Raw genomic sequence first — 21,574 nt, 5'->3', positions numbered from 1 at the left:
GCCTAGTGGTTGTTCGTGAATTCATGGCAATTCAAAAGTGCCCAAAGGAAGTCCTCGCACCGTTCGTGCTTCCGTTCGACTTCGCTGGCATCGATGCGTTCGACCCAATCGGCCAGCTCACGATCGGACGGTGGGCGACACAACGCTCGCAGGTAAAATTCACGAACGAGATCGCGTGTTGCGATGTCGTCTCTTAGCATCCGCCGCAGCCGCCCATCGCTGTCAATGATCTTCGCGTTTAGCAACTCTCCGTTCATCAAATGCAGCTTCGATGCGATCCCTCGCTCCGAACCGCTTGGCGAGGAACAATTTTCACCTGGCGCGCACTGCCCGAGAAATTGCAAGCTCTCTGATGAAGACGCACGGTCGACAACGTTGATCGCCCGACTGACGCCATGGTAGTCATCGGCAACACCCGTCACGTCACCAATCGCGTCGGCCAGCACTTCGGCGCAAAGCGGTTTGCTGTTCGCTTGCGAATAGAATTGTCGGGTGTCGTCGATCGATCCGGTACCAAGCGGCGAAGAGGAACGCTGATACACGTCGGAGTCGCAGATCAATCGAATCAACGGCCGGAGTTTGAAATCGCTGTCAACAAAGTGGCGTGATAGCCGTTCCAGCAGATTGGGGTGCGAAGCAGGATTCGTCGCGCGTAGGTCATCGACCGGAGTCACCAAACCACGTCCCATCAACGATTGCCAGACGCGACCGACCAACGCCTTGGCAAAGTACGGGTTGTCGTCGCGGGTCAGCCACTGGGAGAATTCTTGCCGGTTGTCGCGGTCTTGTCCCAGGAACCGGTCACCCGGTATCCGGGGCAGCGCACTCGCTCCGGTACGAGGATGAATGATGGTTCCCCGTCCCGTAAACCGCACGACTTGGTTTCGCTCAAGGCCGGCAAAGATCACCGCCAGCCCGTGGTAGTCGTCTTGCGTCCATTGGTCGAGCGGATGGTTGTGGCAATTCGCACATCGCAACCGAACGCCCATCAATACTTCGCTAATGTATTCCGCTTCCTCGCGAGCGGTCGCAAAAAATCGATGAACGGTTGCGGCGCCAGGCTGATGAGAGTCACCTTCGGAAAGGATCAATGAGCTCGCTATTTCGTCCCAGCCAGTGTCATCGGCGACCCGCTCTTTGAGCCAGTCGTAGAATACATCGGCCGCGACCGCATCATTGCCGGGTTTACGGAGACGTAGTTGCGTGGCGAGCAGATGCGTCCAATAGTCGACGAATGAATTCGATTCCAGAAGCTCGTCGATCATCGACGACCGCTTGGTGGCCTCGTCATTGCCGACGAATCTTTCGATTTGTGTCGGCGATGGCAAACGTCCCGTTAGATCGAGCGACAACCGCCGCAAAAACGAAGCATCATCCGTGGTGTCTGCGGGCGTAAGTCGCAATCGCTGCAACGTTCCATTGATCTCATCATCGATCCCGTTTTTCCTTGCCGTTTCGGGCAAAACGATCGAATCGGAACCAATCGGCGTGGTGAATGAAACCATCGCTACGCTACCTGCGAATCGCACGATCGCAGTGTGTCGGCCTGGGGCGGTGACGGTCGCTACGCCAAGTTCGTCGACGACCAGTGCGGACTCGTTCTGGCTGACGAAAACCGCTTGGGGAGTCACGTCTCGCTCGAGACCGTCGTCGAAGATCGCTGTTGCTTTGAGCTGGAGTGTTGCCGGTACGGCGTCAGCAACAAACTCCTGTGGAACAACCTGGAAACGATCCAACTTACGAACCTGCAAACGATGGCAACCGGCCGCAATCCAACTCGCAATCGTGTTTGCCGGCTCACCGTCCGGGTCCAAGACATCACCGCCGCCATGTTCCAGTCGAGCGGTGGGTTTCGAGATGATCAGGCTTTCGTTGGGGTGGGCGAGATTGACTCGCCGACCAAAAAGCTCGCGGACAATCGTGCGATAGTCATGCTCTGGATCGCCACCGAACAACGACAAGCGAAACCCCGCTTGTCCTGCTGCACTGCCATGGCAACTTGCTGCGTTACAGCCCGCCTTGGAAAGCAGCGGCATGATCTCGGTATCAAAGTCGATTTCCGTAGCGTTTGCATTGGCGATGATGGACGCCCCGACAATGGCAACAAAGATGAAGGCGGCAAAGCGAATCCGCAGGAAGCACTTCATGGTGACACGGCACCGGCTGAGTCGTCGCTTTCCGGAACCGGTTCGAACGCAAACTCTTTGGCCCATTTTTTAAGATAGACTTGGGCCGGCGCGGTCCCGTAGTTGGAAAGCTTGCCGCTGCCAACGATCAGGTTCGCGGCTTTGTAAACGTGATCCTTGAACCATTGATTCTTGGCCGCAAACTTTTCCACTTTTTCTGCCGCCGCGTCGACATCCTCTGCTGTCGCCGTTTTTCGAATGACGGGTGACATCATCTGGCGATAGATGCCTTCCTGTTCAGATGACTGGGTTGGGTTGCGTGATTCCATTGGCCGTGCTGCGAATCCCATCTCGGCCAATGTCGGCGACAGATCGCGCCCCAATGCTTTCTCGATCGCCCGACCAACTTTGGGTGCGTCGGCTTGGATGCTTGGTTGAATCAACGGAAAGTTCGCGACCACCTTTCCCTGATTCGCAACCAGGATGGTCAGCGTCATCTTACGATCGAGTCCGTAAGATCCAGGGCCTTCAACACCATCCATCGAGACCATGGGCGCAACGCCAACGGGCAATGCGTGGCGAGCGCGGCGGAACCACGCTTCCGTTTCCGTCGGATCCGTCGTAAGGAAGATCAGTCTCGATCGCAGCCCTTCGTCCGTCTTCGTGTTGGCATAGTTCATCAGCAAGCGAGTTAGAGCAATCGAAGGTCGAGTGACCTGGTGAACGAACACGAGTAACGCTGGCCCATCCTTGATATTTTCAAGAACATCGACATCCTTGCCGGCGCTGTCACCGAATACGAGCCTCGCTTCAAAAGGGACGATTTCTTCCCCGACTTGTGGACCCGAGAAAATCGGTTCCTCGGTTACTGCAACCGACGCCAAACATAAAATGATTGACGAAGTCCATATGAATCGCATTGCTGTGTACCCTGCATTCGAGTTCAGATGCTGGATATTGTCGCAGCGTCAAACCCACGTTGCTATGGTCGGCAATGTTTTTCCGAAGTGATTGAACGGAAAAGGAGGCGGAAATCTTGGATTCGGAAAGCGACTGGGATTCCATTGAGGGTTCCGCCAGTCGCCCAGGAATTTACGAGCCCGTATCAGAACAGTCGGTTGATCCCGTTCAGCGCCGCGACGCGATACGCTTCGGCCATCGTTGGATAGTTGAATGTCGTTTCGACAAAGTACTTCACGGTGTTGTTGGGCGCCGGCTGAACCATGATCGCTTGTCCGATATGTACGATCTCGGACGCGTTGGCTCCGAAACAATGGACCCCCAATATTTCCAGCGTGTCGCGGTGAAACAGCAGTTTCAACATGCCCACGGTTTGATCGGTGATTTGCGCGCGGGCGAGGCTTTTGAATTGGGCCTGGCCGACTTCGTAGGGAATGCAGGCTTCGGTTAATTCTCGCTCCGTCTTTCCGACGCTGCTGATCTCGGGACTGGTGTAAATGCCAGTTGGAATATCATGCAGTCGCAAGTTGCCGTCGGCTTGACCAAGAATGTGCATGCCCGCCGCACGACCCTGGGTGTAAGCGGCGCTTGCCAATGACGGGACACCAATCACATCACCGACCGCATAGATGTGAGGCACGACAGTTTGAAAATGTTCGTCGACTTGGATTTGACCGCGATTGTTTGCGACGACTTCGAGGTGCTCGAGACCTAGATCGTCCGTGTTGCCACTGCGTCCGTTGGCCCACAATAAGATGTCGGTCTTCACGCGTTTGCCGCTCTTTAACTGCAGCACCACACCATCGTCATCGCCGACGATCGTGTCCACCGATTCGTTGTGACGGATGACGACGCCCTGGTCTCGCAAGTGATACGAAATCGCGTCGATGATTTCGTCGTCCAAGAATTCCAGCAGCTTGCCTCGCGTGTTGATCAAATTTACTTTGATCCCCAAGTTGCGAAACATCGAAGCGTATTCAACACCGATCACGCCCGCACCGTAGACACAGATCGACGTCGGCTTGTGTTCCATGCCAAGGATCGTGTCGCTATCGAAAATGCGAGAATGATTAAAATCAACTCCTGCCGGGCGGAACGGGCGTGATCCGGTCGCGACCACGAAGTACTTCGCACGGATCGGTTCGTCACCGTCGATCGACACCGAATGCTCGTCGACGAATCGGGCCTGTCCGCGGTAGATTGGAACGTCGTTGCGATCGTAGAACGATTGTCGCATCGTGACCTGGCGGCCGATGATCGTCTCGGTTCCCCGCTTGAGTTGCTCAAGCGTAGGAGTTGTGGTGACGCCCATTTCCCGAAGCGCGGGATTCTTCAGTGCCGTCATCGTCGAAGTGATCGCAAAGCGAAGCGCTTTACTGGGAATCGTTCCCCAGTGGGTACACCCACCACCGATTTGGCGGTATTTTTCAGCCACACCGACACGCATGCCTTCTTTGGCACATTGCATCGCAGCTCCCTCACCGCCGGGGCCGGTGCCAATCACAAACAGGTCGTAGTCGTAAGCTGAATCGTTCATAATGTCTCGAATCTACTTTGGTTGCCATTCTTGAAGAGTCTGTTTTTACGATGAAACTCGCCTGCGTCCAGACCGATGTTGTTTTTGCCGATGTCAACGCCAACCTTGATCGTGTCTTGCGATGGATCGATCAAGCGAGCGAGGCGAAGGCCGAGCTGGTGATTTTCCCCGAATGTGTTCTGTGCGGCTATTCGTATGAAAGTCGCGATGAAGCCTATCAGCAGGCCCTGTCGATCGGCAGCCCAACTTTTGCGACCATCGCCGATGCGTGCGCGAAATACAACTTACGCGTGACGCTGGGGTTTCTTGAAGCCGACGGCGATCGATTGTTCAATTCGTCGGCCTTAATCGGCCCCAGCGGCGTGATCGGCCACTACCGCAAAATTCATTTGCCCCATCTCGGTGTCGACCGATTCGTCGATCGAGGAGACATTCCCTACCGAATTCTAGCGGCCGGGGAAGTGAACGTCGGTTTGGCGATTTGCTATGACTGTTCGTTTCCCGAACCGATGCGGATATTGGGGCTCGAGGGTGCCGACGTGATTGCTTTGGGCACGAATTGGCCGATCGGTGCAGTTCGAACCGCCGAGATTGTTCCGCCGGCTCGTAGCATGGAAAACCATCTTTTCTTTGTCGCGGCCAACCGAGTCGGTACCGAACGCGGTTTCGAATTTTGTGGCCGAAGTTCGATCTGCGGACCTGATGGCGTTGTCTTGGCGGCCAGTTCTGACGACCAAGAAACGATGCTGTTTGCCGATATCGACCCGGCCCAAGCCAGGAACAAGCGGATCGAGCGTACGGTTGGAAAGCATGTCATCCATCGCATGAATGATCGTCGGCCCGAGTTCTATGATCGGATTTCGCGACCCAGTTGAACGGCGATCTGGTCGCGGACGCGGCCGATGTGGCGGATGAAGTCGATCGACGCCAAGTCAATCAGCGTCACCGATGTCGGGTAACCGTCGCGAATGATTTGCTGGATCGATTGGTGAAGCCGGGGCGTCCACCGGGCGCGTTGGTTGATCCACGCCAATTCGGATTCATCAACGGGAACGCGCAGCCGCAGACATGCCGGACCGCCACCGCCGGCCATGCTTTGGCCAAGATCGACGTAGACGACCTGCGAAAAGACACCGCTGGCCAGCCATTCGTCGACCAATGACTTTGCCACCGGATGCCGTTGGACTTGAACCGGACACAGGATCACGGGCGGTCCGTCCGCGTTGCCCGGTGAGACGATCTGGCTGTTGAAGAGATAGGTCGAGATCGCGTCGTCGAGGGAAAGCGTCGACTCGGACACTTCGATCCGATTCAGAACGGATGCCGTCCGCTGTGCAAATTTGGCTTCGATGGCTTGCATTGAAAATGTGCTGTTCGCGAAAGCCCGCTCGTGGTGAATCAGAAGATTTCGGTGGCTCATCGCGACCACGTCATTGTGGAACGCTCCCGCATCGATCGCGCGAGGATGTTGTTTGACGAAACAAACATCGCTGGGCGACAAACCATGCCGGCGAGCGATCGCATCGAATGAGGCCTGAGTTTGCCGCGGCCAGAATGCGTTCGGCATCGGAGGCTGATCGCCGAAAACGAAAACATCGATCGCGCGTTCCGTTGAATCACTGTCCATCGAATCGCCAAGCAATCGCATCTGGTTTGCCGCGCCTTCGTCGCGCATCGCAGCGCCTCCGCAAAGCGGTGGGAGTATCTCGACGGTATCGCCGAACAGGGCGCCAAGGTCGTCAACCGTTTGCGATGGTTCGATCGCACGGTGCAAGCTCGCGTACAGATTGGCGACCGTTATCGTCGTCCGGCCACGTGTACCCTGGCCGCCCGATGATCGGGTCACCGTGGCGGCGTTCGCAGTCCACATAGCGGACGAGCTCATTGCGGCAGAAAAGATCCACGGCGATTCATCGTGCGCCCTCGCCAGCACCGACGCGTCATCGCCGGAAAACCCCATCGAACGTAAGAACGCGAAATCGGGACGAACGTGCGGCGGAAGCACGAATTGTGGCACCGACAGCTCTGCCACGCACTGCATTTTTTCAAGGCCCTGAATCGCCGCGGCAGCGGGATTGGATACTTGACCGGCATGGTCCCGTGAAGCCACGTTGCCGACGCCCAGGCCACCGAAGTGGTGTGTCGGACCGACCAGCCGGTCCATTTGAATTTCGATCAGCGTCATGAAACGATACTCCAGGGATCATCCGTTGATGGTTCATCACGCAACAGCGAAGAAACCGGGTCACTACAAAAATCGATGGCATAGTAACCGGCCGGACGATGATTGCCGCTGGCATCCAGACCTCCGAATGGTAACGCACCGGCGGCACCGGTTGTGGGACCATTCCAGTTCACGACGCCCGCACCGACGCCGGCGGCAAACTGATCGAACATCGCCTTGGATCCTCCTAATAACGAAGCGGCCAAGCCATAGGGCGTCCGAGCGGCGGCGTGGATTGCTGCTTCGAAATTCTTCACCCGCTGGACCACCAACAACGGTCCGAACCATTCCATGGCCCCGATCGCTGCGAGCCCGTCTGGCGAAATATCGGTCGCGTCAAGGATCGACGGTCTGACCAGCGCCGGATGCCGTGGATCGACCGCGAACGGAAGCAAGGGCTTGCACCCGAGATGCAGTAGCTCGTCATACGTTTGCTTCAGTCGTTTTGCCGCAGTCGCATCGATCAATGGACCGACCTCCGCGCGATTGTCGCCGGGCAATCCGGCCGACAGTTTCTCGGTCGCGATCACCAACGCGTTGATCTGATGATTGCTATCGTTGCCGTCGACGAAAATGGCTCTTCGGGCACACGTGCAGCGTTGTCCGGCCGACACGAATGCCGAGAACGAAACCAACTTGGCGACCGTGTCTGGTGGCACGGACTCTGTCACGATGATGGGATTGTTGCCGCCCAACTCAAGCGCCAACATCACTTCCGGTCGCCCGGCCAATTGTCGGTGAATGGCTTGCCCGACCGCGCGGCTGCCGGTCAAGAAGACGCCGCCGACTTCGGGCCGATCGATGGCTGTGACCGCCGTGTCGCCGGCGCCGACGATCCACTGCATCACGTCGCGAGGCAGTCCGCTTTGGTGCCAAGCGTCCATCATCCACTGACCCACCGCAGTTGCCTTCTCGCTGGGTTTGAACACGACTGCGTTACCTGCCAACAACAGCGGGATGATCTGTCCGCCCGGCAAGTGCAGCGGAAAGTTGAAAGGCCCCAACACTAAACCGACACCGATCGGACGGTATCGAACCTGGCGCTGAACGGGACCGTTAGACGGTTGGAGTATTCGGTCACGACGACGTGTTTCCATCGCGGCGATCGACAATTCGACTTTCGCGATCGAAGCGGACACTTCGCCATCGGCATCCCACGGCAACTTGCCGACTTCACTGGAAATCAGCTTGCTGATTTGATCGCGATGGGCGGAAACAAACGCTCCGAATTGGCGAACGCACTCGATTCGATCCGCCACCGAGACATTGGCCCAGATCTGACCCGCCACTTTGGCTTTTTCTAAAATTTCGCCAATTTCCTGCTTATTCGTTGCTTTCTTGTCGAAAATCGGTTCGCCAGAGATGAACGAGACACTTTGAAGATTCATGGGTATTTTTTCGATTCGTTTTCTGCACCCTGTGAAAACGTGACCTAGGTTTCTTGTAGATGGGAGGTTCGAGGGAGCCAAACCATTTCATCCCGTTCCTTGGAGTCTACAAATATGAAGCGTCAAAAGAAAAGCGGTTTCTCACTGCTAGAAGTTATCGCCGCCGTCGTCATCCTTGCCGTCGTCGCTGCCGCAACCGTTGCTACGGTTGCTCCGATGCGTGCGAAGAGTGAAGACAAGCTGCAAGATCAAGAAGTCGCCACGCTCAACGCGATGGCACAAACCTACTTCTTGGAAGTCGGTCGTTTTCCCCAAAGCGTGACCACGCTGGGTTCGTCTGGCTACTTGCCCTACACAACGACCGACGAACGTCGCCGCGTTGCCGCGATGCGGACCAAGTACGACTACGTACCGACTACCGGCGTGTTCGCCAAGAAGTAATTGAAGGAGGCGTTTTTCACGCCTTTGAACTGATTGACTCCGAGGGTCCGATCCAGGGCATTGGCGGCCGCACCTTTGGCCGTGCTTGTCCTGGCCGGACCTTTGTCATTTTATAAACGGTGTTTTCGAACGATGGTCCATCGCATTCCTGCCGCTTTCCTCGATCGACGTTGTCGCTTTGGCGTCACGTTGGTTGAAACGATATTGGTGGTGATGCTTTTGGCTGCCGCGACGGTTGCAGGGTCGTTCATGCTGGACGGTCAATGGCGCGATCGCCGAGGTGCAACAGATGTCACTCGAGAAGTCTATCAAACGCTCGTGCTTGCTCGTAACACTGCCATCGCTAGCCGCACGAACGTCGCGGTGCGTCAGGAAAACGTTCGCGGTCGTCAATGGCTGACCATCGTTGAGGAAGCCGGCCCAATGCGGGCAGGTAAGAAATGGCAAATCGATCTGGGTGATCAACCCACCATTAGCGGTTCGCCAACTGAGATTTGGTTCAAAGCAACGGGGTCAGCAGATCGTGGTTTGGAATGGAAAGTTTCCGAAGGATCACTCGCGGGGTTGGTCCAGGTCACACCGACCGACGGAAACGTGACTCATCGACTTCCGTAACGAAAAAACAAGAATTTTATCTTCGAATCGTCATCATGAAATCTCATCACTGTTCCACGAATGTTCGCCGAAGACGGCACGTCGCGACGCGTCAAGGCGCGACGTTGATCGATGTCGCCATCGGGTCGATGCTATTATCGCTGTTGTTGATTCCGTCGGTCCGTTGGATCGGGCATTCAGAATCGATCAACCAGCGTCTAGAAGATCGCGACGCGATGCTATTCGAAGCGGAAAGCTTTATCGAAATACTAAAGGTCAAGATGTCGGAACCCAGCGAGTTTGCGTCGGCATTCGATCGACCGATCGATGATCTGACGAAAGTCGTTTCGCCGAGCGGGAAGGTTTTCCTGGCTCAATACCAGCTCGAACCCGACAAGACACTGCCAACGGCAAAACTGCTTTCGATTCGTGTTACCGTTTGGCGAGATGCCAACAGCAACGCTCGCATCGATGCGACCGAAGTCAGTGAGTCATTGCAAACCCAAATGGCGTCACCGTAATGAAAACGCAAAAGAAACAATTGAAACCGAGACGTGGCGTTAGCCTGATCGAAGTGATCGCCTGCACGGCCATTGTCGCTGTCATGGTCGTTCCCGTCGCTAGCGTGATTCGGGCATCCGCTCGCGCGATCGGTCGTGCGTCCAACGTCGATGCGGAAGTCCAAACACGATCGGCCTTGCGGTGGGTCAAGGAAACGATTCAAACCGGCACGGTGATCGATGTCGGTTCGCGGAATTTGACCTTGATCCTGGCCAGCGGCGATAAGGCCGAGATCGTTTTCGATTCCGACCGTTTGATTCTATCGGACGGACGCACCAAGACGGTCATCCTTGAAAACGTCGGTTCATTCGAATGCGAATCGATCGTTCAATCCGAAAAGCCAGGATTGCCGATCGGTGTTGCCATTCGCATCGGTGTCAAAGACCCCGAATCGGGCGAGTACTACAAGATTGAATCGTACGTCTCGACCCTCGTGCAAACCTAGAAGCGTTTTGCAGGCCTGGAATAACCATCCCGAAATGATTGATGCCATGAAACGTCAACGACGCCGACTTGATCGCCGCGGATCGGCACTGCTGATTTGCACGCTTGCCGCAGCCATCCTCTCGATGGCTACGATTGCGATTGTCCGCAGCAATCAATTGGCCGTTCAGCGTGTCGACGCGACTCGTTCGGCGGTCCAAGGCCGTGTGTTCGCAGATGGTTTGATGCAGCGGTCGCTTGCGATGCTGAGGCTTGATCCCACGCTCAGCGGAGAAATTCGCGAAAAAGGGTCGAGTTCGGCTCACTGGATTGAACTTCGCCCGATGTCGAAGACGACGACGATGGTCCAAGTCTTTCTTTACGAAGGATCGAAAACACCGGCTATCACTCGCGTGATCGACGTCGAAGCCCTGGCCAAAGGCAGCAGCTCAAGCGTTGGATCGACCGGTGGCATCAAGCCTTCGAGCCCGACCATAGTCAAAGCATCCTCCAAGTGATTCGCGCTAGCGTTTCAGGGCGATCATGAACTGCCGGTCGATTCTTCGGCACGTTGCACCGCCTCGAGCGACAGCTTCAATTGGTGACGTGCTCGGCTGAGTCGGCTGCGGACAGTGCCGATCGAGATCTCTAAGATTTCGGCAATGTCTTCGTACGTATTTTCGTCCATTTCTCGCAGCACCAAAATGATTCGGTGCTCGTCGGTCAATGTCTGCATCGCTTGCCGCACCATCTCGACACGTTCGCGTCGCAGGATCGGTTCGTCCACGCCATCGGCACGATCAACGACTTCCAAGCCGTTGGCCTCGCGGCAGTAGTCCAGCGAAACCCTCGCCCGTTTGCGGCGCCGCTTGGAGAGGGCACTGTTGAAGGCGATTCGATAGATCCACGTCGAAAACTGGCTGTTGCGTTGGAACGTATCCAGTTTCATGAAGGCGCTGATGAACGCCTCCTGCACGACGTCCTCTGCTTCCTCGGGCGAGCCGGTGACTTGCAACATCGACGCGAACAGGCGGTCCTGGTTCAATTCGACCAACGAAGTGAACGCATCGCGGTCACCCTCGAGAGCTCGATCGATCAACTGGGACTCGTCCGCCACTCAACGTCTTTCGCAAACTGAATTGACACCACATCGATAAACGTGGTTTCCAGTTTATCAACAGCGAACAAGAAAAACCGCAATTTGGCGTCACTATTCGGGCCCGATCAGCAACGCGAGCGTAAAAAATCGCCTCGACGGAGCCGTCCGGGTCAGTTTAGTTCGCCGTTGCCCACGGGTCCGGCCAAGTGACGTTGCAGATACGTGGCTCGTTCGACGTTTCGGTCTGACGAACCCAACAGACGACCGTGCAGCTTCTGTAGGTGGGCCGGTTGCGTATGAATGAACAGCTTGTTGATCGTTCCGACCGCAACGTCATTGATCAGCCCCAGGTTCACCCCCATGCGAACTTTCGACAAATAGTGCATCGTTTCTTCGCTGCTGATCTTTTTTGCCGTGCTTAGGATCCCCAACGCTCGGCTGACGTCGTCGTGCAGATCCTTTTCGCCTTGGCTGACCAGGAAATCGCGAGCCTTGCGTTCGTATTCGATGATCCGCGGAACGACGTTTTCGCCGACCAAGGCCACCAGGTCCGTCTCGCTGTGACCGAGCGTGATCTGGTTGCTGACTTGATAGAAGTCACCCGTGTACTGGGATCCTTCGCCGTATAGCCCGCGGACCGTGACGTTGATCCGCTGCATGCTGCGGAACACTTTTTCGATTTGTTGCGTGATCACCAGGGCCGGCAGGTGCAGCATGACGCTGACACGCAGTCCGCTGCCGACATTGGTCGGGCACGCGGTCAGGTAACCGTATTTTTGACTGTAGGCGTAAAGAATCGTGCCTTCCAGTTGGTCGTCGAGCGCGTTGATGCGATCCCATGCCGAACTCAGATCCAAACCGCTGTGCATGACCTGGATACGCAAGTGATCTTCTTCGTTGATCATCACGCTGTATTGCTCGTTCGGATCAATCGCGACCGCACGAGAACCGTCGGCATCAGCGATTTCGCGGCTGATCAGTTGGCGTTCGACCAAGAACTGACGATCAATCTCGGAAAGCTGTTCGATGTCGACGTAGCGGATATCTTGCCAGCCCTCGATCGCTTCCATTCGTGCACGAACGGTCCGTTCGATGCTGATTCGATCTTCGTCGCTGCAGCGACGAATGAAAGGAAAATCGGCAAGGTTGCGAGCCAAGCGGATGCGGCTGCTGATCACGATGTCCGATTCCGGACCGGTCCCACGAAGCCATTCGCCCGAGTGCCGTGCCAGTTCGCTGAAGTCCGTGTTGCGTTTCACTTCGACTCGTCTCCCGAAGCGGAAGCCGAGCTGTCGGACTTGTCGCTATCGACGGGCCGAGTTCCCGCATCTTCGATCTTCCGAAGCTCGTCGCGAATTTCCGATGCCCGTTCGTAGTCTTCTCGTTCGATCGCTTCTTCCATTTCGCGTCGCAGTTGGATCATGGTTGCCTGGGAGTCTGCCGATGCAGCAGCGCGGCGGGGGCGTTTGCCGCAATGCTCAAGCGAATCGTGGATGTTGATCAATAACGGTTCGAGGTCAGCCTCGAAGTGTGTGTAATCGTAGGGGCAGCCGAGACGCCCGGTGCTTCGGAACTCAAAGAAACTGATGCCGCAAACCGGACATTCTTTTTGGTCCAGTTCCGCAAGCTCTTTCTTGGTTTGGCCCAAGTTGAGTTGTTTTGCCAATGCGCCGGCGACGGAAACAGCCGGGCTAGCGTTGTCTTTTTGCAGAAACCCGCGAGCGTGCTCCTCGCACAAGTGCATCACTTGGGGGCCACTCGGTTCGGTCAACTCGGTGATATGAAAGGTCGCGGGTTTTTCGCAGTATTGGCATTTCATGATTGCTTCCGATGGGCCGATTGCGGCTGTTACTGCGAGATCGAGAAGCCGACCCCTTGGGACAATGGGGAAGCAATAAGCCGAGCATTTTTGCGATAAATGCCCCGAATCGGCAAACCCGTCGGCGTCCTACCAACCACCTATGGATTCTATCGCTGGCCCTGTTACTGTCAACGAAGGTGCGGGTGTGGCTGATGCACCGGATTCCGCGCTGGCTGCCGCACCGGCCGACTTCTGCCTATCATGTTGAACCGATCGATCGACGAATTCTTCCTGATCCTGACAACACTTTTTGCCCCCACGCTTTGATGCACACGCCTGACGCACGGCACACACCGGTGGCTGCCGACTTCGCCGATCTTGCGGTCGAGCACGACTTTGTCCCCGTCTACCGCCGTTTGCTAAGCGATACGCTGACGCCGGTGACCGCGTTTCGGCTGCTTGACGATGGCGGCCCGGCGTGTTTATTCGAAAGTGTGATCGGCGGTGAAAAGGTCGGCCGGTTCAGCATCCTGGCCTCGAAACCGATTCGACGGTTCGTCGCGCGAGGCCAAGCGATCTCGATCATTGAAGCCGACGGTACCACGGAAACTCGCCAAGCCGCCGACCCGTTGGACGAATTTCGCGCCCACTTCCACTACTCGGTCGCCAAGATGAAGGGGCTGCCGCCATTTGTCGGTGGGGCGGTCGGCTATGCGGGCTATGACGTAGTTCGCTACGTCGAAAAACTGCCCAACGCCCCGACCGATGATCGCGATATCCCCGATTTAGATTTTGGGTTCTATCACACGCTTTGCGTTTTCGACCATGTCGACAAAACGATCACGATCGTTTCGCTGGCCGATTGCCGGCAAGTCGGTAGCGCCGGTGAAGCCGATGCGATTTATCAGTCCGCGTGTGCCCGTATCCACGCAACGATTGCCCAACTGTCGTCGCGCCAAACGGGACTGACGCCTGACGAATGGAATCCGACAGCGTGGCAGGAAACGATCGACCGATCGCCACTGGAAATCGAAGCCAACTTTACACAGGCTTCGTTCGAAGCGGCTGTTGAAACCTGTGTGGAATACATTCGCGCCGGAGACATCTTTCAAGTCGTGCCCAGTCAGCGATGGGCGGTGAAAACCGACGTCGATCCGCTTGAGATTTATCGCTCGCTGCGCGTCGTGAACCCAAGCCCGTTCATGTTTTTTGTGCGAACGCCCGATTGCGTCTTGGTCGGTTGCTCGCCCGAAATCATGTGCCGTGTGTCGGACCGAACAGTGACAGTGCGACCGCTGGCGGGGACGCGCCGACGAGGGAAAGACGCACGCGAAGATCGGAAGCTGGAAATCGAGTTGTTGGCCGATCCGAAAGAGCGGGCTGAGCACGTCATGTTGGTCGATCTGGGACGCAACGATGTCGGCCGCGTGGCACAGTTTGGTACCGTCGAGTTGACCGAAATCATGGTCGTCGAAAGGTACAGCCATGTCATGCACATCAGCAGTGAAGTGCAAGGGAAATTGCGAGACGGACTCGATGCGTTTGATGCCCTGAAAGCCTGTTTGCCGGCCGGTACCGTTTCCGGCGCTCCCAAAGTTCGCGCGATGGAGGTTATCGATTCGATCGAACCGCATCGACGTGGCCCCTACGGAGGCGCAGTCGGGTACATCGATTACCGCGGCAACATGGATACTTGCATCGCGCTGCGAACCATGGTGATCAAAAACGACACCGTTTATGTTCAATCTGGATGCGGCGTCGTCGCAGACAGCAATCCCACGGCCGAATACGAAGAAACCGTCAACAAAGCCCGAGCCCTGATCACCGCCGTCGAAATGACGGTCGCACGCGTCAGCAAGTAGCCATCGCTGGGCGAGTGATGTTTACGACGCCGGGTCTGATCCACTTGTGTCGTAACGTCGGTTCCAGCCGCCGTTGACATTGATCGTTTGGCCGGTGACGAACGAGTTGGCGGGATCGGCCAAATAGCATACGGCCTTAGCAATGTCATCGGGCAATCCCCAGCGGTGCATCAGTGCTTGGCCTTTGGCGCGGCTGTCCCAATAGTCGCTTGTTGTTTCGCCCCATGACGTTTGGATCCATCCCGGCGCGACCGTGTTGACCCTGACGCGGGGTGCCATCGATTGGGCCAAACTTTTGGCAAACGCTGTGACGGCGGCTTTGACGGGACCAAACATTTGACCCGCATCGCCTTCCATGCCGGCCAAAGATTGGTCCCAGCCCAGGAAGACCATCGACGGAGGTGATGCAGTGTCTTGATCGGCGAGTCGCCGGGCCACCCGCCGCGACAAGTCGATCGTGCCGATCACGTCGACATCCACCAGGTGTTTCAGTTTACGATCGAAATCCCACTTGCCGGCTTCGCCGGTCAAGACGTCGGCGCCTGCGTTGTTGACCCACGTTTGAATCGGCCCCAGTTCGTCGAATGCGCGATCGACCAATTGGGACGGCTGTTCCGAATTGGCCAAGTCGGCGGGAATCAGCACCGCGTCGGCCCCGGCGTCCTGAATCTGTCGGGCTGTTTCTTGGGCACCCGCGATGTTTCGCCGATAGTGGACCCCGATTCGGCTGGCTCCCGCAGAGGCCAGCGCGATTGCGATCGCCTGGCCGATACCGCTGGAGGCACCGGTGATGACGGCAGTCGTCGAATCGAAATGGCTAGACACGGGCAAAACCTGCGACAGGGGAAGGAAGTCAGCCCCTAATCTAGCTTTGGTGTCGCGATCTCTAAAGGAGCGTGACATAGTAGGTTACGGCCGATCGGGTCGTTTTGACGCTTACCCTTGCTGTCTTCTCGCACCTGTGACTAATCTGCACGCTTGAAATGGTCGCGGTGAGTTCATTTCGGTGGCAATCTGGCCCGATTTGCCGCGCCCAGGCCGTTGCCGAGGTTTCCGCTTCGTGCGGTTTCGGTGAGAATAAGGTCGACACCATAGCCAAGCCAATTCGGGGCGAGCGAGCTTGCCCGATACGAGGGAATCACACCAACGATGTCTGAATCTGAAACTGTCGCAAAAGCCGAAGTCGCTCAAAATCTAGGCGAACTGCAACGAAATGCTGACGTCGATATCGATGCAGCAGAAACCCAGGAATGGCTCTCCTCGCTCGACTATGTCCTGCAAAGCAAGGGCCCTGAACGCGTCAAGTTTCTGATCGACCAACTCCGCGACCGCGCCGCCGAAGAGGGCGTGCCGCTTTCGTCCGACACCTCGACGCCCTACGTCAACACGATCGCGCCGCACGAGCAACCCGCGTACCCGGGAAACCGCGAAATTGAGCGTCGCATCAAGTCGATCATCCGCTGGAACGCGATGGCGATGGTCGTGCGAGCCAACAAACGCGGCGGTGGTGTCGGCGGTCACATCAGCACGTTCGCATCGAGCGCAACACTTTACGAAGTCGCGTTCAACCACTTCTTCAAAGGCCGCGGCGAAGACGGCTACTCGGGCGACTCGATCTATTTCCAAGGTCACGCGTCGCCGGGCATGTATTCGCGTGCCTATGTCGAAGGTCGACTGCCGGAACACAAGCTGGAAAACTTTCGTCGCGAACTGGCCGAAGGTGGCGGGCTTAGCAGTTATCCGCACCCTTGGTTGATGCCCGATTTTTGGGAATACCCGACCGTGTCGATGGGCTTGGGCCCGATCATGGCGATCTACCAAGCGCGGTTCAACGAATACATGAACGATCGCGGATTGAAGGACACCAAGGGCCAAAAGGTCTGGGCGTTCTTGGGCGACGGCGAATGTGACGAACCCGAAACGCTTGGTGCGATCGGATTGGCATCGCGAGAGAAACTCGACAACTTGATTTTTGTCGTCAATTGCAACCTGCAACGACTCGACGGGCCGGTCCGCGGCAACGGCAAGATCATTCAAGAATTGGAATCGATCTTCCACGGTGCTGGCTGGAACGTGATCAAGGTCATCTGGGGTAGCGAATGGGACGACCTGCTTGCTCGCGACAAGACAGGCTTGTTGGCGAAACGGATGAACGAAGTGGTCGACGGCCAATACCAAAAGTACACGTCGATGCCGGGCAGCTACGTCCGCGAACACTTCTTTGGCAAGTACCCCGAATTGCTGGAACTGGTGAAGCACCTGTCGGACGAAAAGATCGAAAAGATCCGTCGTGGCGGTCACGATCCCGAGAAGGTTTACGCGGCGTATAAGCGGGCAATGGATTTGAACAACGGCAAGCCGACCGTGATTCTTGCCAAGACGATCAAGGGATACGGTTTGGGCGAAGCCGGCGAAGGCCGCAATGTCGCTCACAACCAAAAGAAAATGAACGAAGCCGAGCTGTTGGAGTTCCGGACTCGTTTCGGTATTCCGATCAGCGACGCTGAAGTCGGCAGCGCACCGTTCTACAAGCCTTCGGAATCCAGCACCGAAATCAAGTATTTGAAAGAACGCCGCAAGACGCTCGGGGGATCGGTCCCCAGCCGTCCGACGGACCATCCGACCATGGAAGTTCCTTCGCTTGAGGATTTCCGCAAAGTCATCAGCAAGATGGAGAATAAGAGCATCTCGACCACGTTCGCATGCGTGCAAACGTTGATCGCGATGTGCCGTGACAAGAAGATCGGCAAAAACGTTGTGCCAATCGTGCCCGACGAATCGCGAACGTTTGGTATGGAAGGCATGTTCCGCCAGTTTGGGATTTACGCCCACGCGGGTCAGCTTTACGAGCCCGCCGACTCGGGAATCGTTTCTTACTACAAGGAAGCCCAGGACGGCCAGATTCTGGAAGAAGGCATCACCGAGTGCGGTTCGATCAGCAGCTTCAACGCCGCCGGAACGGCGTACAGTTGCCACGGCGTCAACATGATTCCGTTCTATATCTATTACAGCATGTTCGGTTTCCAGCGGATCGGCGACTCGATTTGGGCTGCCGCCGACATGCGTGCGAAGGGCTTCTTGGTCGGCGGGACGGCCGGCCGCACGACGCTCAACGGCGAAGGGCTGCAGCACCAAGACGGACACAGTTTGCTGAACGCGATCGCGTTCCCGACGGTTCGTGCTTACGATCCGGCATTCGCGTATGAAGTCGTTGTCATCGTGCAAGAGGGTTTGCAACGCATGTATGCCGACGGCGAACAGTGCATTTATTACATCACCGCCGAAAACGACGAATACTTGCACCCGGAAATGCCGGCCGGATGCGAAGAAGGCATCATCAAGGGCATCTACAAGTATAGGAGCCAGGATGTCGACGGCGCCAAGGCTCGCGTGCAACTGTTCGGCAGTGGTGCGATTCTGAATTCGGCCTTGAAAGCTCAGGAGATTCTGGCCGAAAAATACAACGTCGCCAGCGATGTGTGGAGTGTGACCAGTTACACGCAACTGCGACGTGAAGCTGGTGCGTGCGAACGATGGAATCGTTTGCATCCGACCGAAACGCCGCGACGAAGTTACTTGGAGGAAACGCTCGATGGCGTTGAAGGGCCGTTCATCTCGGCAAGCGACTATGTGCGAGCACTCGGCGAGCAGTTGACTCCGTTCATCCCGGGCGACTATTTCGTGCTGGGAACCGATGGCATGGGCCGCAGCGAAACTCGCGAAGCCCTTCGTCGCCACTTCGAAGTCGACGCCGAATCGATCGTGATCGCGACGCTTTACCGATTGGCGAAAGCCGGCACTTTCAAGATGACAGACGTTGCGCAGGCGATCAAAGATCTGGATTACGACTCCGAGAAAGTCGACCCGTATTTCGCCTAACGCACCGGCGCTCGATCGACTTCCCTAAAACCTAATTCCCAATACCTAACACCAATCTTCCTCCCATGACCGAAGTCAAACTTCCCGAACTCGGCGACGGCATCGAATCCGGCGACGTCCTCGAAATTTTCGTCTCCGTCGGCGACGTCATCAAAGAAGGCGATGACATCGTCGAGATGGAAACCGACAAGGCGACCGTTGCCGTTCCCGCTTCCCACGGCGGCAAAGTCACCAAGATCACGGTGAAAGAAGGCGAAACGGTGCCCATTGGTGGCGTGCTGATCGAAGTCGAAGCGGCTGCTGGTTCGGCGGCACCCCCGGCCGCGCCGTCGACGCCTGAACCTGCCAAGGCAGAGGCTCCCAAACCAGCACCGGCTCCCCAGCCGCCCAAGGCCGAGGCTCCCAAACCGGCGCCGACTCCCGCACCCGCACAGCAAGCTGCTCCGGCGCCACAAGCACCTCCGACACCCGCGCCCGAACACACCGAAGTCGTTTCGGCATCGGGCGCGATTCCGGCCGGTCCGGCCGTGCGACGATTTGCTCGTGAAGTCGGCGTGGACCTAGCCAACGTCCAAGGCTCGGGCGACGCGGGACGGATCAGCCGCGAAGATATCCTTGCCGTTGTTCGCGCCACTAGCCAATCGGCGAAAGCCGGCGCTGCCGCCCCAAAGTCGGCAGCACCTCGCACGGCAACGCCGGGGCTTCCCGGCACGGCCGAGAACGACGATTTCGGCCCGATTCGCGTTGAACGTATGAGCAAGATCCGCAAGACGATCTCGCGTCAAATGCACGCTTCGTGGTCGCAAGTTCCTCGCGTCACAAACTTCGACGACGCCGACATCACTGATCTGGAACGACTGCGTCAATCCAGCAAGGACGACTACGCCGCTCAGGGTCTGAAACTGACCACGATGCCGTTCTTGATCAAAGCCGTCGCAACGGCGCTGCGTCATCACCCGTCGATGAACGCCGTCATCGACGAAGCGAACGAGCAGATCATCTACAAAGACTATGTGAACATCGGAATCGCCGTGGATACCGATCGCGGTTTGGTCGTGCCGGTCATGTCGGACACCGATCGAATGGGCGTTCCGGCAATCACTCGCTCGCTTGCCGAAATGGCCGGCAAGGTCCGCGGCGGTAATTTCGGAATGAACGACTTGAAGGGCGGATCATTCACGATCAGCAACTTGGGTGCGATCGGCGGACAATACTCGACGCCGATCGTCAACGTTCCGGAAGTCGCGATCCTGTTGGTCGGACGTAGCCGCAAGTTGCCCGTTGTGATGCCCGATGATTCGATCAAGCCGCGTTTGATGATGCCGCTTAGCCTTTCCTACGACCACCGCTTGGTCGACGGAGGAACGGCGGCTCGTTTCTTGAACGACATCATCGGATACTTGGAAGCACCTAGCCGATTGCTGTTGGCGCTTTAGAGAAAGTTCTGCGGGAATGCCTTCCCGCGAATTCAACCGTTTGCCGCTTCGATGAATTCGAGCGGCTGAGTCTCGTTGACGTCGGCGACGCGAATCGCAAGCTCGCCCGCCAGGATCCGGCGGAACGTCTTTCCCACGATCTCGCCGCGCCAACCCTTCAACAGCGACGGTTCGGCGTCGTTGTCACGGCGGTCCAGCTCGTACCCGAGCAACTCGCGGACGTCATCGGCGTTGCCGACAATCGAGGGCGCCAATTTATGCTGGCGACTGATGCACGCGATCGATGTCGACAGAAACTGGCTCAGCATCGGCGAAACCGCCCGCCGTGTGCCTCGCGGTCGACGTGGCAAGTCAGCATCGGGTGTATCCAACGATCGCTGGACGGCGGCCGCGATGGCGTCGTATTGGTCATTGAACCCGCGTCGTTCCATGCCGCGAATGCCGCGAATCCGTTGCACGTCCGACGAACCCTTTCGTGCCAGTTCGACCAACAAGTCGTCTCGCAGGATTCGCTTCGGCAATCGATCAAGCTCTTTCGCGCGTTCTTCTCGCCACAGCCAAATCTGACGAACGGCTTCGAGTTGTCGCGGATTCAAGCCGGACGCCCCACTGACGCGACGCCAATTCTCGCGAGTCTCGCCGTCCATGACCTTCTGCTGAAAGATGCCGGTTTCTTCATCCAGCCAACCCGCACGATTCAGCTTTTTCGCCATCGACGAAAGCTGGTCGTGCATCTCGAACAGATCCGTGACGTCATGTAACGCATAGGTTATTTGGTCCGCCGTCAGCGGCCGGCGAACCCAATTCGTGCGAGTCTCGCCCTTGGGGAGCGTTTTCCCGACCAGCCGTTGGACCAGGGTCCCCAACGACGCGGGAAACTCAATACCGACAAAGCCGGCGGCAAGTTGCGTGTCGAAAAGGCCGGCGATCGGCTTTCCGGTAAATCGGAAACAGAATCGGGCTTCTTCTCGAGCCGCGTGGGCGATGACCGTTCGGCCGGGTTCGGTCAACAGATCCCAAAACGGCCGGGTATCTTCAACGGTCATCGGATCGATAATTGCTAAGCGATCACCTGCGACGACTTGAATCAAGCACAACAGCGGCCGGTAGGTGTCTTCCGAAACGAACTCCGTGTCGAAACCGATCCGATCGAATGCGGCGATCTCGTCACAGAACTGCTCGAGCTGGACGACCGTATTTATGGACTCGTATTTCAACGTTACGCTTGCTGGGTAAGGGATCG

19 protein-coding genes are annotated in these 21,574 nt (G+C 57.0%); 9 read left to right on the top strand and 10 right to left on the bottom strand.

Annotated features, from left to right (window positions below; all coding sequences use genetic code 11):
- Window positions 1-2: 2 nt before the first annotated feature.
- From Poly51_RS16270 to sthA, 3 genes are all read right to left on the bottom strand, one after another.
- A complete protein-coding gene (locus Poly51_RS16270) occupies window positions 3-2,147 on the bottom strand; it encodes a DUF1549 domain-containing protein (protein ID WP_186775600.1) in 2,145 nt (714 codons plus the stop codon).
- The gene (locus Poly51_RS16265) at window positions 2,144-3,046 is read right to left on the bottom strand and encodes a hypothetical protein (RefSeq protein ID WP_146458841.1); all 903 of its coding nucleotides are present in this window, start codon (window positions 3,044-3,046) and stop codon (window positions 2,144-2,146) included. The genes Poly51_RS16270 and Poly51_RS16265 overlap by 4 nt, the downstream gene beginning before the upstream one ends.
- Before the next feature lie 185 nt (window positions 3,047-3,231).
- On the bottom strand, window positions 3,232-4,623 hold the full coding sequence (sthA, locus tag Poly51_RS16260; protein WP_146458840.1) for a Si-specific NAD(P)(+) transhydrogenase: 1,392 nt from the start codon (window positions 4,621-4,623) through the stop codon (window positions 3,232-3,234).
- Window positions 4,624-4,673: 50 nt separating this feature from the next.
- Here sthA and Poly51_RS16255 point away from each other — a divergent pair, with 50 nt between their 5' ends.
- Window positions 4,674-5,498 (top strand): carbon-nitrogen hydrolase family protein, encoded by an 825-nt coding sequence (locus Poly51_RS16255; protein WP_146458839.1) that lies wholly within the window; start codon window positions 4,674-4,676, stop codon window positions 5,496-5,498.
- Here the strand turns inward: Poly51_RS16255 and Poly51_RS16250 are convergent.
- Together Poly51_RS16250 and Poly51_RS16245 are read right to left on the bottom strand one after the other, a co-directional pair.
- Complete coding sequence (locus Poly51_RS16250) at window positions 5,471-6,808, bottom strand: N-succinylarginine dihydrolase (protein ID WP_146458838.1); 1,338 nt, start codon at window positions 6,806-6,808, stop codon at window positions 5,471-5,473. The two genes, Poly51_RS16255 and Poly51_RS16250, sit on opposite strands and share 28 nt — an antisense overlap.
- A complete protein-coding gene (locus Poly51_RS16245) occupies window positions 6,805-8,235 on the bottom strand; it encodes an aldehyde dehydrogenase family protein (RefSeq protein WP_146458837.1) in 1,431 nt (476 codons plus the stop codon). The genes Poly51_RS16250 and Poly51_RS16245 overlap by 4 nt, the downstream gene beginning before the upstream one ends.
- Window positions 8,236-8,349: 114 nt before the next feature.
- On the opposite strand from Poly51_RS16245, the gene Poly51_RS16240 reads away from it, so the two are divergent.
- From Poly51_RS16240 to Poly51_RS16220, 5 genes are all read left to right on the top strand, one after another.
- Window positions 8,350-8,676 carry a prepilin-type N-terminal cleavage/methylation domain-containing protein gene (locus Poly51_RS16240; RefSeq protein ID WP_146458836.1) on the top strand — a complete coding sequence of 109 codons (327 nt, stop codon included), beginning with the start codon at window positions 8,350-8,352 and terminating at the stop codon, window positions 8,674-8,676.
- Between the two features lie 132 nt (window positions 8,677-8,808).
- Window positions 8,809-9,291: a pilus assembly FimT family protein gene (locus tag Poly51_RS16235; protein ID WP_146458835.1), complete on the top strand. Its 483-nt coding sequence runs from the start codon at window positions 8,809-8,811 to the stop codon at window positions 9,289-9,291.
- Window positions 9,292-9,326: 35 nt separating this feature from the next.
- Window positions 9,327-9,791 (top strand): hypothetical protein, encoded by a 465-nt coding sequence (locus Poly51_RS16230; protein WP_146458834.1) that lies wholly within the window; start codon window positions 9,327-9,329, stop codon window positions 9,789-9,791.
- A complete protein-coding gene (locus Poly51_RS16225) occupies window positions 9,791-10,276 on the top strand; it encodes a type II secretion system protein (protein WP_146458833.1) in 486 nt (161 codons plus the stop codon). The genes Poly51_RS16230 and Poly51_RS16225 overlap by 1 nt, the downstream gene beginning before the upstream one ends.
- Before the next feature lie 46 nt (window positions 10,277-10,322).
- Window positions 10,323-10,772, top strand: a complete 450-nt coding sequence (locus Poly51_RS16220) for a hypothetical protein (RefSeq protein WP_146458832.1) — start codon at window positions 10,323-10,325, stop codon at window positions 10,770-10,772.
- A gap of 23 nt (window positions 10,773-10,795) precedes the next feature.
- On the opposite strand, the gene Poly51_RS16215 is transcribed toward Poly51_RS16220, so the two are convergent.
- The 3 genes from Poly51_RS16215 to Poly51_RS16205 all read right to left on the bottom strand — a co-directional run bounded on the left by Poly51_RS16215 (window position 10,796) and on the right by Poly51_RS16205 (window position 13,172).
- Window positions 10,796-11,371 carry an RNA polymerase sigma factor gene (locus tag Poly51_RS16215; RefSeq protein ID WP_146458831.1) on the bottom strand — a complete coding sequence of 192 codons (576 nt, stop codon included), beginning with the start codon at window positions 11,369-11,371 and terminating at the stop codon, window positions 10,796-10,798.
- Between the two features lie 152 nt (window positions 11,372-11,523).
- Window positions 11,524-12,612: a protein arginine kinase gene (locus tag Poly51_RS16210; protein WP_146458830.1), complete on the bottom strand. Its 1,089-nt coding sequence runs from the start codon at window positions 12,610-12,612 to the stop codon at window positions 11,524-11,526.
- Complete coding sequence (locus tag Poly51_RS16205; protein WP_146458829.1) at window positions 12,609-13,172, bottom strand: UvrB/UvrC motif-containing protein; 564 nt, start codon at window positions 13,170-13,172, stop codon at window positions 12,609-12,611. Before Poly51_RS16205 ends, Poly51_RS16210 begins: the two co-directional genes overlap by 4 nt.
- Before the next feature lie 308 nt (window positions 13,173-13,480).
- On the opposite strand from Poly51_RS16205, the gene trpE reads away from it, so the two are divergent.
- Window positions 13,481-15,016 (top strand): anthranilate synthase component I, encoded by a 1,536-nt coding sequence (trpE, locus tag Poly51_RS16200; protein ID WP_146458828.1) that lies wholly within the window; start codon window positions 13,481-13,483, stop codon window positions 15,014-15,016.
- Between the two features lie 21 nt (window positions 15,017-15,037).
- Here trpE and Poly51_RS16195 read toward each other — a convergent pair whose 3' ends face one another.
- Window positions 15,038-15,841, bottom strand: coding sequence for an SDR family NAD(P)-dependent oxidoreductase (locus tag Poly51_RS16195; protein WP_246114555.1), 804 nt, complete (start codon window positions 15,839-15,841; stop codon window positions 15,038-15,040).
- A 324-nt stretch (window positions 15,842-16,165) separates the two neighbouring features.
- Here Poly51_RS16195 and aceE point away from each other — a divergent pair, with 324 nt between their 5' ends.
- Both aceE and Poly51_RS16185 read left to right on the top strand, forming a co-directional pair.
- Complete coding sequence (aceE, locus tag Poly51_RS16190; protein ID WP_146458826.1) at window positions 16,166-18,895, top strand: pyruvate dehydrogenase (acetyl-transferring), homodimeric type; 2,730 nt, start codon at window positions 16,166-16,168, stop codon at window positions 18,893-18,895.
- Window positions 18,896-18,960: 65 nt separating this feature from the next.
- Window positions 18,961-20,331: a 2-oxo acid dehydrogenase subunit E2 gene (locus Poly51_RS16185; protein ID WP_146458825.1), complete on the top strand. Its 1,371-nt coding sequence runs from the start codon at window positions 18,961-18,963 to the stop codon at window positions 20,329-20,331.
- Between the two features lie 32 nt (window positions 20,332-20,363).
- Here Poly51_RS16185 and Poly51_RS16180 read toward each other — a convergent pair whose 3' ends face one another.
- Window positions 20,364-21,548 (bottom strand): ribonuclease D, encoded by a 1,185-nt coding sequence (locus tag Poly51_RS16180; protein ID WP_146458824.1) that lies wholly within the window; start codon window positions 21,546-21,548, stop codon window positions 20,364-20,366.
- Between the last annotated feature and the right edge of the window lie 26 nt (window positions 21,549-21,574).

It is taken from the genome of Rubripirellula tenax (genome assembly GCF_007860125.1).
Lineage (GTDB): Bacteria > Planctomycetota > Planctomycetia > Pirellulales > Pirellulaceae > Rubripirellula > Rubripirellula tenax.
This window is presented reverse-complemented; position numbering and strand designations above follow the sequence as displayed.